Source organism: Nocardia tenerifensis NBRC 101015 (assembly GCF_000308715.1).
GTDB lineage: Bacteria > Actinomycetota > Actinomycetes > Mycobacteriales > Mycobacteriaceae > Nocardia > Nocardia tenerifensis.
Map to the genome: position 1 here is coordinate 1 of NZ_BAGH01000324.1, position 10,004 is coordinate 10,004.

Consider the following 10,004-nt stretch of genomic DNA (forward strand, 5'->3'; position numbering starts at 1 on the left):
AGCTCCGACGCCGACCAGTCGGCCGCGCGCCGCCGCATCGCCGTGTTCGGCGGCGCGGACTCCGGCCTGGTCGACGCCGACCTGGTGAGCGCCGAGCTCGACCTGCTGCCCACCGGACTCGTCGACCCGTCCGTGCCCGCTCCCGCGCCCCCCGAGGAACCCGCTCCCGGCGCGGGCGGCGAGCTCGAACAGCTCGCCGTGCTCGCGGTGCGGCTGGAGATGGCCGCCGCCTACCTGCGGCTGATCGGCACCCGCGGTTCCGCGGCCGACACCCGAGGGCAGTTCGGGGGAAGCTACTAGTGCACGAACTCGTTGGTGCGTTGCGCTCGTATGCCTGGGGCTCGCGCACCGCGCTCGCTCAGCTGTGCGGCAGGCCCGTTCCGTCGGCACATCCGGAGGCCGAACTGTGGTTCGGCGCACACCCCGCCGACCCCGCGCACGTCCGGATCGGCGCGCACACCCGCTCGCTGCTCGACTTCGTCGCCGAGGACCCCAAGCGCGAATTGGGCGACGCCGCGGACGCATTCGGCGGCAAGCTGCCGTTCCTGCTGAAGATCCTCGCCGCCGAGGAGCCGCTGTCGCTACAGGCGCACCCGAGCACCGCCCAGGCGCGCGCCGGCTTCGAGCGGGAGAACCGCACCAATGTGCCGTTCGACTCGCCGATGCGCAACTACCGCGACGACAACCACAAGCCGGAACTCGTTGTCGCGCTGGACCGATTCGAGGCGCTCGCCGGATTCCGCGAGCCGCACCGCACCGTCGAACTGCTGCGGGCCCTCGAGGTGGACGGCCTCGCCTCGTTCGCCGAACTGCTTGCCGCGCAACCGGACTCCGACGGCCTGCGCACCCTGTTCACCACCTGGATCACGCTGCCGCAGCACGTGCTCGCGACGCTGCTGCCCGAGGTGCTCGACGGCTGTGTGCGCTACCTGTCCGGAAAAGGCAAGCGCGAGTTCACCCCTGAGGCGCGCACCACCCTCGAGCTCGCCGAGGCCTACCCCGGCGACGCGGGCGTGCTCGCGGCCCTGCTGCTGAACCGGCTGACCCTCGAACCCGGGCAGGGCCTGTTCCTCGCGGCCGGCAACCTGCACGCCTACCTGCGCGGACTCGGCGTCGAGATCATGGCCAACTCCGACAACGTGCTGCGCGGCGGCCTCACGCCCAAGCACGTCGACGTGCCGGAACTGTTGCGGGTGCTCGACTTCGAGCCGATCGACCTGCCGGTCGTGCTCCCGGAGCCGGCGGGCGACGGCTCGGTGCGCTACCGCACGCCCGCGCCGGAGTTCGAACTGCGGCGCTTCGATCTGACCGAGGGCTCGGCCCAGGTGCCGCTCACTGCGGCGGGGCCGGGCATCGTGCTGTGCACGACCGGGTCGGTACGGCTACTGCACGGCGCATCGGAGCTGACGCTGGAGCGCGGCGCGGCGGCGTGGATCTCGGCCGCCGACACCGACATTCGCGCCCGCGCGCTCGACGGGGCGGCCCAGCTCTTCTGCGCCTGCGTCGGCAAGGTGTGATCGCTCGACCGGGTGATCGGTCGGGCATCGGGTATACCGAGGCCGGTACACGCTAAGTTAGCCAGGATCGGGCACATCGGAGAGAGGACGTCCAGGGCATGTCGGCTGGTGGTGGCAAGAAGGCGATTCTCGCCGCGTTGTCGGCGAACGCGGGGATCGCCGCGGCGAAGTTCATCGGCGCGATAATCACCGGTTCGGGGTCGATGCTGGCCGAGGCGGTGCACTCGGTCGCCGACACCGGCAACCAGGCCCTGCTGCTGCTCGGTCAGCGCCGCGCCGAGCAGGAGGCCGACGCGCTACACCCGTTCGGCTACGCGCGCAATCGCTACTTCTACTCGTTCGTCGTGGCGCTGGTGCTGTTCACCCTAGGCTCGGGGTACGCGCTCTATGAGGGTGTGCACAAGATCCAGCATCCGGAGGAGCTCAGCTCGCCGCTCGTGGCGATCGTCATCCTGCTCATCGCGATCGCGCTCGAGTCCTACAGCTTCATGACCGCGATGCGCGAGTCCGCGCCGCTCAAGGGCGACGCGAGCTGGTGGCGGTTCATCCGCAACTCGCGCAGCCCGGAACTGCCCGTGGTGCTGCTCGAGGACACCGGCGCGCTGATCGGCCTGGTGTTCGCGTTCGCGGGCGTCGGGCTGACCATGCTCACCGGCAACGCGGTGTGGGACGGCGTGGGCACCATGGCCATCGGCGTGCTGCTCGGCATCATCGCCATCGTGCTGATCATCGAGATGCAGAGCCTGCTCATCGGCGAGGGCGCGACGGCCGCCGAGGACCGCCTCATCCGCGAGAACCTGGTCGACGGCGCGCGCATCGACCGCGTGATCCACCTCAAGACCCAATACCTCGGCCCGGAAGAGCTTTTGGTGGCCGCCAAGATCGGGGCGGTGCCCGGCCTCGACGTCGGCCAGCTCGCCGAGGCCATCGACGAGGCCGAGGCGCGCGTGCGGGCGGCCGTGCCCGCGGCGCGCGTCATGTACCTCGAGCCGGACCTCTATCGCACCCAGCCCGTCTAGGCCGCGATCAGTTCCGGCGCAGTAGTTCCAGCGGGTCGGTGGTGATGTCGAAGCGCTGGCGCAGCACGTGGCGGGCGGCGTGCATCCCGGACATGCCGTGCACGCCCGGACCGGGCGGAGTCGACGCGGAGCACAGGTAGACGCCGGGAAGCGGTGTGGCGTAAGGGTTCCAGCGCGGGGTGGGGCGGAAGGCGAACTGACGCAGTGTCATCGCGCCCGCCGAGATGTCGCCACCGATGTAATTGGCATTGTGCGCGGGCATTTCGGCCGCCGTGTAGACGTGCTTGGCGAGGATCAGATCGCGGAAGCCTGGGGCGAACCGTTCGACCTGAGCGATGATCGCCTCGCTGACGTCGCGGGTGGAGCCGTTCGGCACGTGCGCGTAGGTGTAGAACGTGTGCATGCCCTCGGGGGCCCGGGTCGGGTCGACCACGCCGGGCTGGATGGACAGCACGTAGGGCCGCTCCGGATGCCGCCCCGCCGAGACGGCGCGTTCGGCGGCCATCGCCTCGGCGCGGGTGCCGACCAGGTGCAGCGTTCCGGCGCGGTCGAGGCCCTCGGCCTGCCACGGCACCGGACCCGAGAGCGCGAAGTCCACCTTGCAGGCGGCGCCGCCGTAACGGAAGTGGCTGAGCCGCTTGGCGTATCGATCGGGCAGGCGATGGCCCGCGATACGGAGCAACTCGGCGGGCGCCAGGTCGAGCATCACCGCGCGGGCGTCGTCGAACTCGCCGAGCGAGTCCACGCGCCGGCCGGTGTGCACCCGGCCGCCGAGGCGCTCGAGCTCGGCGATGAGCGCGTCCGGGATGGCCTGGCTGCCGCCGCGCGGGATCACCCAGCCGCCCGCGTGCGCCAGCGTGGTGAGCATCAGCCCCGCGCCCGCGGCGGGCACCCGGCGCGGCGGGGTGATCGCGTGGGTCGCCACGCCGGTCAGCAGCGCGGCGGCGACCTCGCCGTGAAACCTGGTGTTCCACAATGGAGATCCCTGCTCGAGCGTGCGCAGGCCGAAGCGCACCGCGGTCAGCAGATCCTTCGGCGGGCGGCGCAGATCCGACATCGCGAGACCGACCACGGCCTCCCAGTGCGACACCAGCGGTGCGAACAGCGCACGCCAGGCGTCACCGTCCCGGCCGAGGCCGTCGGCGGTGCGTTCCAGGTCGTGCCAGGCGATCCCGGCCGTGCCGCCGTCCATCGGGTGCGCGAAAGACGCCTCGGGCACGAGCAGGTCGACCCCGTGCGCCGCGAGATCGAACGCGCGGAAGAACGGGGCGGCCAACGCCATCGGGTGCGCGCCCGCGCACACGTCGTGCCGGAAGCCGGGCAGGGTGAGCTCGGCCGTGCGAGACCCGCCCCCCGCCGCGTCCTGCGCCTCGTACACCTCCACCGAGAGTCCCGCCTTGGCCAGGATCACCGCGGCGGCGAGACCATTCGGTCCGGTTCCGACGACCACAACATCAGGCATGTCCCCACGCTACCGATCGACCTCCGTCGGCTCCGGAAATGCGTCCGAGGACACCGTGTCCGTCCGCGGAGCATCCGAGTCGGCGGCTAAGCGGTGTCCGCGCCCACCGCGGCCAACCACTCGGCGACCAGGATGGCGAGGCGCTGCTCGCGCAGCTCGGGCCGCAGGCGGCCGCCGCGGTCGAGGGTGGCGAGGCCGTGCATCGCGCTCCAGGCCACCTCGGTGCGGGCGCCGAGGTCCGCCTCGTCGACGAACGGGCGGAACAGGGCCTCCAGCTCCGCGAACGCGTCGATCAGCGGCTGCGGGGCGTCCAAGCCGAAGATCAGGTCGACGTTCATCGAGAACATCGCCTCGTAGCGGGCCGGGTTCGCGGCGGCGAAATCCAGATAGGCCCGGGTGACGCAGGACAGCGCGTCGGCCGGGCTCGTCGCCTCCGCGTGCGCCTGGCGCAGCACGACGGTCAGGTCGGAGATGCCCTGCAACGCCACCGCCGTCACGATGGCCGACTTGCCCTCGAAATGGCTGTACAGCACCGGCTGGCTGTACTCGATCCGCTCGGCCAGCCGCCGCACCGTCACCGCCTCCCACCCCTGCGTTTCCGCCAGTTCACGCGCGGTATCGATGATCCGCTGATGGCGTTCCGCTCGTTCACGTTCCTTGCGCGTCTGGGCACTCATATCAAAATCCTAGCAGCGCTAGACAAGCTATCGCGGCTTAGATATGGTTGCTCGCGAAACTAGCGCCGCTAGACATGAGCATCACACCTTGGGAGCACGACCATGACCCTCTCGCGCATCGCCACCGCCCTGTCCCTCGTCGGCGCGGCTTTCATCCTTTACATCGGCATCAGCTACCTCATCACTCCGGACACCACCGCTCCCGGCTTCGGCCTGCCCGCCTGGCCGGACGGGGATGCGGTCGCCTTCATGAATTTGAAGGGCGTGCGCGACACCGTCCTCGGCGTGCTCATCGTGGTTCTGCTCGCGGCGAAGCAGCGCTACGCGCTGGGCATCGTCACCTTGGTCATCGCCCTGGTCCCCGTGGGCGACATGATCACCGTGCTCAGCTGGAACGGCTCCCCCGCCGCCGCCTTCGGCATCCACGGCCTCACCGCCGTCTTCGTCTTCCTCACCGGGGCCCTACTGTTGCGCGAACACCAGGTGGCGACGAACACAGCGCGATGAATTTCTCGTCGCGGCTCCGTCCATACCGCTGAACGCACGACGAACACAGGAGACAACGCCATGCCGACCAAGCCGCAGGGGCCCGCGTCCTACTTTCCGTCCATCGAGGCCAAGTACGGGCGCAGCATCGACGAGTGGAAAACCGCGATGCGGGAGTCCGGGCTGACGGCGCACAAGGCCCTCGTCGAGTGGCTGAAGTCCGAGCACGGGCTCGGCCACGGCCACGCCACCGCGCTCACCCAGCACCACCTCAACCCGGAGAAGTGGGCGTCCTGAGCCAGGACAGCGCGAAGGGCCCGCAGATCCTGCGGGCCCTTCGTGTTGCACAGCGCGGCTAGGCCGGAACCAGGTCCTTGGTGTCGGGCTCCCGCTGCGGCTGCGTGGCGTGGTCGTTGTCGACCATGGTCTGTTCGTCGAAGGGCAGTTTGCGGTCGAGCACTTCCTTGGTGCGGTCGGTGTCGATGGTCTTGGTCCAGACGCCGATGAGCACGGTGGCCACGGCGTTTCCGGAGAAGTTGGTGAGCGCGCGGGCCTCGGACATGAAGCGGTCGATGCCGACGATCAGGCCGACGCCGTCGAGCAGTTCGGGGCGGTGGCTCTCCAGCCCGCCGGCGAGCGTGGCCAGGCCCGCGCCGGTGACGCCCGCCGCCCCCTTGGACGCGACGATCATGAACAGCAGCAGGCCGATCTGCTCGCCGATATTCAATGGCTTGCCCATCGCGTCCGCGATGAACAAAGACGCCATTGTCAGGTAAATTGCAGTGCCATCCAGATTGAACGAATATCCGGTCGGCACAACCACACCCACCGTCGTTCGCTCGACGCCCATGTGCTCCATCTTCGCGATCAACCGAGGCAACGCCGACTCGGACGAGGAGGTCGCGAGGATCAGCAGGTACTCGCGGGCCAGGTAGCGGACCAGCTTGAGCACCGACACCCGAGCCACCGCCCACAGCAGCACCCCGAGCACGCCGAACACGAAGATCAAGCAAGTCAGGTAGAACGCGATCATCAACGTTGCCAGTTTCAGCACGGCGTCCAGACCACTCTTACCCACGAGATTCGCGATCGCGCCGAACGCGCCGATGGGCGCCAGCCACAGGATCATCACGAGCACGCGGAAGACGAGCTTCTGCAGCAACGCGACGCCACGCACGATCGGCTCGCCGGACTTGCCCATGGCCTGCACCGCGAACCCGACCAGCAACGCGACGAACAGCGCCTGCAGCGTGCTACCCGAGGTCAGCGACGACAGCATGGTCGTCGGGACGATGCTCGTGAGGAAGTCCCAGGTGCCGCCCGCGTTGTGCGCGGTCTTGGTCAGCGGCTCGACTGCCTTGACGTTCGCGCTGACATCCAAGCCGGTCCCCGGCGAGATCACATTGCCGACCACGAGCCCGATTACGAGGGCGACGGTCGACATGGCCATGAAGTACGCGATGGTCAGCCCGCCGACCTTGCCGACGGTGGCCGCCGAGCGGATCGAGCCGATGCCGAGCACGATGGTGCAGAAGATGACCGGCGCGATCATCATCTTGATCAGATTCACGAAGATGGTGCCGAGCGGAGCGACCGATCGCCCGAACCCGGGCGCGAGCCAACCCACCAGAATTCCCGCGATGACCGCGAGAATGACGGCCAGATACAGCCAGTGGGTGCGGTCCCGCTTCCGGGGTGGTGCTTCCGGTGCTGCTTCGCTCATACGAGTTGATGTCCTCCGAAGTGGTGCCGACGTGAGGTGCCTCACGCCTTCCAGGCAGAATGATGGCGGTCCGGGTGACGCCGGTCACGGTTTGGTGCATTACGTTCAGCGGAGGAAAGCAGCTAGTGAGACGCGGTCGGCTATCCCTGGCCGGTCAGGCCTTCGCGCTTCAGCTGATCGTATTGACGCTGATGGTCGCGGTCGGCGCGGTGCTCGCGGTGCTCGACGCGCGGCACCACAGCGATGTCACGACCACCCGCGAGGTGAGGGATGTCGCGGTGAGCGTTGCTGAGGCGCCGTCGACCCTGAGCGCCGTCTACTCGACCGACCCCACCGGGCGACTACAGCCGGTGACCGAGCGCATCCGCAACGCGACCGGCATGGACTTCATCGTCGTCATGGCGCCGGACCGCACCCGCTACACGCACACCAACCCGGACATGATCGGCAAGCCGTTCAGCGGCAACATCGACCGCGCGCTGTCCGGCGAGACGTTCACCGAGACCTTCACCGGCACCCTCGGCCCCTCCATCCGCGCCGTGACGCCCGTCTACGACGGCGGCCGGGTGGTCGCGCTGGTGTCCGCCGGGGTGACCCGCGCCAAGATCGGCGACCAGGTCGCCACGCAGCTGCCGCTGATCATCGGCGTCGCGGCGGCCGGCCTGGTGCTCTCCGGGAGTGGGTCGTTCCTGCTGAGCCGCCGCCTGCGCAGGCAGACGCACGGGCTCGCGCCCGACGAACTGCGGGCAATGTACGAACAGCACGACGCCGTGCTGCACTCGATTCACGAGGGCCTCGTGGTGTTCGGCATCGCGGGCGAGCGCGCCGAGGTGGTCAACGACGAGGCACGCAGGCTGCTCGAGCTGCCCGACGGCGAGGTGCGCCGCGGCGACCTGCCGACCTCGATGCAGCAGATGAGCTGGGGCGTGGTCCGCGACGAGATGCACGTGACCGGCGATCGGATCCTGCTCGTCAACCAGGACATCGTCACCTGGGAGGGGCGCCCGATCGGCACCGTCATGACCATCCGCGACCACACCGAACTGCGCGCGGTGATGGGCGAACTCGACTCCGTGCGCAGCTTCGCCGAGTCGCTGCACGCGCAGGCGCACGAGGCGGCCAACCGGCTGCACACCGTGATCACCATGGTCGAGCTGGGCCGCCCGCAGGAGGCGGTCGAGTTCGCCACCTCGGAGCTGCGGTTGTCCCAGGCGCTCATCGACCGACTGCTGGACGCGGTCGGCTCCCCCGCCCTGGCCGCGCTGCTGCTCGGCAAGGTGAATCAGGCCGCCGAGCGCGGGATCGAGTTGACCATCACCGAGGAGACCGCGCTCGACTCGATAGAGCCGCTGTCCCCGCAGGAGACGGTCACCCTGGTCGGCAACCTGATCGACAACGCCATCGACGCCGCGGCGGAGAGCAGCTCGGGGTGGGTCGAGGTCACCGTCCGGCACCGCGACATTCCCGAAGCCGTTTCCGCAGAAGATCATTCGGCGTTGTACGTGCGCGTCGCCGACAGCGGGCCCGGGATGTCGGAGGAGACGTTCGCGCGGGCCTCGCAGCGCGGTTACTCGACCAAGGCCGACCATCACGGGCTCGGCCTCGCACTGGTTCACCGCCTGGTGGCCCGGCACGGGGGGACCATCCGTACCGAACTACACCCGGAAAGCGCGGTCACCGTGACGATTCCACGAAAGGACACCCCGTGATCCGAGTGCTGATCGTCGAGGACGAGCCACTCATCGCCGAGGCCCACCGCGCCTATGTGGACCGCATCGAGGGCTTCACGCCCGTCGGGGTGGTGCACACCGGCCGCGAGGCGATGCGTGCGGCCGCCGACGCCGCCGCCGAGAGCACGCCGATCGACCTGGTGCTCATGGACATCGGGCTACCCGACGCCAGCGGCCTCGACGTCGCGGCGGCGCTGACCGGGCTCGCTCCCCGCCCCGACGTCATCGCCATCACCTCGGCCCGCGATCTCGCCATGGTGCGCACCGCCGTCTCGCACGGCGTCGTCCTCTATCTCTTGAAGCCGTTCACCTTCGCCGCTTTTCGCGACAAGCTCGACCGCTACCGCGAGTTCCGCACCGCCCTGCCTGCCGGGGAGACGGCGGTCTCCCAGCACGACATCGACCGTGCCCTCAGCGCCCTGCGCACCCCCGACCAGCGGGCCACGACGCCGAAAGGCGTTGCGCCGCAAACCCTCGACGAGATCTCGCGCACCGTGCGCGCCGCGCCGGAGGGCATCACCGCCGCGGATACCGCGAACTCCATCGGCGTCTCCCGCATCACCGCGTGGCGCTATCTGGAGAAGCTGGCCGACGACGGATTGGTCACCCGCCGTTCGGATTACGGCCGGGCAGGGCGTCCGAAGACCCGCTACGTCTGGAAAACCAAAGCGTGACAGGCGATCTCTAAGCGGGCAGGTGCCCGTAGCCGAAGATGTTGATGAAGTAGTTGCCCGGGATCAGTTGGTTCATCGCGTGCCACTGGCCCGACGGGTCGCGCTGGTAGTAGCTGACGCCGAAACCCGCGTCGTAGCAGACGATGTCGGCGGTGCCGAAGGGGCTCCAGTAGGCGCTGGCCTCCGGGCGGGCCGGTTCGAACGGCGTCCGGAACAGGTGGCCGCACGGAGTGATACTCGGCTCGTAGATCGACGGCGCCGCGGCGGCGGCCGGCAATCCGGCCGCGCCGAGGCCGATCGACCCCGCGAAGACGGCCGCGACGAGTACCCGAGGCAAAGACTTCCGCATAGAGCGTTCTCCTCAACAGTTCCGGCCCGGCTCAGTTCTCGAGCCGGGCTCAGGTGCGTCAAAGGTACCGTCGGCGACGCGGAATAGCCGCCGGTTCCCGGCACGCCACCGGGGTGCGCACGAAAGCCGTTGGCACCCCGGCGTTCTCGCCGTTAGACGTCGGTGGAGAAGCGGATCCCGCCGTCGGGGATCTCGACGCCGGGCCACACCCGCGCGCCGCGCAGCAGTTCGCAGCGCGCGCCGACGTGCGCGCCGTCGCCGATGACGCCGTCGCGCACGAGCGCGCGCGGCCCGATGCGGGCGCCGAAGCCGATGATCGATCGTTCGACGGTCGCGCCGGCCTCGATCACCGCGCCGTCGAACACGA

At 69.5% G+C, this 10,004-nt stretch carries 11 protein-coding genes and 1 pseudogene; 7 read left to right on the top strand and 5 right to left on the bottom strand.

The window, feature by feature from the left end:
• The 3 genes and pseudogenes from ON39_RS50805 to ON39_RS26065 all read left to right on the top strand — a co-directional run.
• Nucleotides 1–300: pseudogene (locus ON39_RS50805) on the top strand (tobH protein); the annotation flags it as partial.
• On the top strand, nucleotides 300–1,517 hold the full coding sequence (manA, locus tag ON39_RS26060) for a mannose-6-phosphate isomerase, class I (RefSeq protein WP_040738350.1): 1,218 nt from the start codon (nucleotides 300–302) through the stop codon (nucleotides 1,515–1,517). The pseudogene ON39_RS50805 and the gene manA, both read left to right, overlap by 1 nt.
• Nucleotides 1,518–1,615: 98 nt before the next feature.
• Nucleotides 1,616–2,536 (top strand): cation diffusion facilitator family transporter, encoded by a 921-nt coding sequence (locus ON39_RS26065; protein ID WP_040738352.1) that lies wholly within the window; start codon nucleotides 1,616–1,618, stop codon nucleotides 2,534–2,536.
• Nucleotides 2,537–2,543: 7 nt separating this feature from the next.
• Here the strand turns inward: ON39_RS26065 and ON39_RS26070 are convergent, their stop codons facing one another.
• Both ON39_RS26070 and ON39_RS26075 read right to left on the bottom strand, forming a co-directional pair.
• Nucleotides 2,544–3,998 carry a phytoene desaturase family protein gene (locus ON39_RS26070; protein WP_040738354.1) on the bottom strand — a complete coding sequence of 485 codons (1,455 nt, stop codon included), beginning with the start codon at nucleotides 3,996–3,998 and terminating at the stop codon, nucleotides 2,544–2,546.
• An 86-nt stretch (nucleotides 3,999–4,084) separates the two neighbouring features.
• Nucleotides 4,085–4,675 carry a TetR/AcrR family transcriptional regulator gene (locus tag ON39_RS26075; protein WP_040738356.1) on the bottom strand — a complete coding sequence of 197 codons (591 nt, stop codon included), beginning with the start codon at nucleotides 4,673–4,675 and terminating at the stop codon, nucleotides 4,085–4,087.
• 102 nt (nucleotides 4,676–4,777) lie between these two features.
• Here ON39_RS26075 and ON39_RS26080 point away from each other — a divergent pair, with 102 nt between their 5' ends.
• Both ON39_RS26080 and ON39_RS26085 read left to right on the top strand, forming a co-directional pair.
• A complete protein-coding gene (locus ON39_RS26080; protein ID WP_040738358.1) occupies nucleotides 4,778–5,182 on the top strand; it encodes a DUF4267 domain-containing protein in 405 nt (134 codons plus the stop codon).
• 60 nt (nucleotides 5,183–5,242) lie between these two features.
• Nucleotides 5,243–5,458: a DUF4287 domain-containing protein gene (locus tag ON39_RS26085; protein ID WP_040738361.1), complete on the top strand. Its 216-nt coding sequence runs from the start codon at nucleotides 5,243–5,245 to the stop codon at nucleotides 5,456–5,458.
• 58 nt (nucleotides 5,459–5,516) lie between these two features.
• On the opposite strand, the gene ON39_RS26090 is transcribed toward ON39_RS26085, so the two are convergent.
• Entirely contained in the window at nucleotides 5,517–6,884 is a 1,368-nt protein-coding gene (locus ON39_RS26090) for a cation:dicarboxylate symporter family transporter (protein ID WP_040738364.1), read from the bottom strand.
• A 125-nt stretch (nucleotides 6,885–7,009) separates the two neighbouring features.
• Here ON39_RS26090 and ON39_RS26095 point away from each other — a divergent pair, with 125 nt between their 5' ends.
• Nucleotides 7,010–8,593, top strand: coding sequence for a sensor histidine kinase (locus ON39_RS26095; protein ID WP_040738367.1), 1,584 nt, complete (start codon nucleotides 7,010–7,012; stop codon nucleotides 8,591–8,593).
• Complete coding sequence (locus ON39_RS26100; RefSeq protein ID WP_040738369.1) at nucleotides 8,590–9,288, top strand: response regulator; 699 nt, start codon at nucleotides 8,590–8,592, stop codon at nucleotides 9,286–9,288. Before ON39_RS26095 ends, ON39_RS26100 begins: the two co-directional genes overlap by 4 nt.
• A 10-nt stretch (nucleotides 9,289–9,298) precedes the next feature.
• Here ON39_RS26100 and ON39_RS26105 read toward each other — a convergent pair whose 3' ends face one another.
• Both ON39_RS26105 and ON39_RS26110 read right to left on the bottom strand, forming a co-directional pair.
• Complete coding sequence (locus tag ON39_RS26105) at nucleotides 9,299–9,637, bottom strand: hypothetical protein (protein WP_040738370.1); 339 nt, start codon at nucleotides 9,635–9,637, stop codon at nucleotides 9,299–9,301.
• Nucleotides 9,638–9,789: 152 nt separating this feature from the next.
• On the bottom strand, nucleotides 9,790–10,004 hold a 215-nt coding region (locus ON39_RS26110), incomplete at its 5' end, for a GlgC family sugar phosphate nucleotidyltransferase (RefSeq protein ID WP_506329725.1).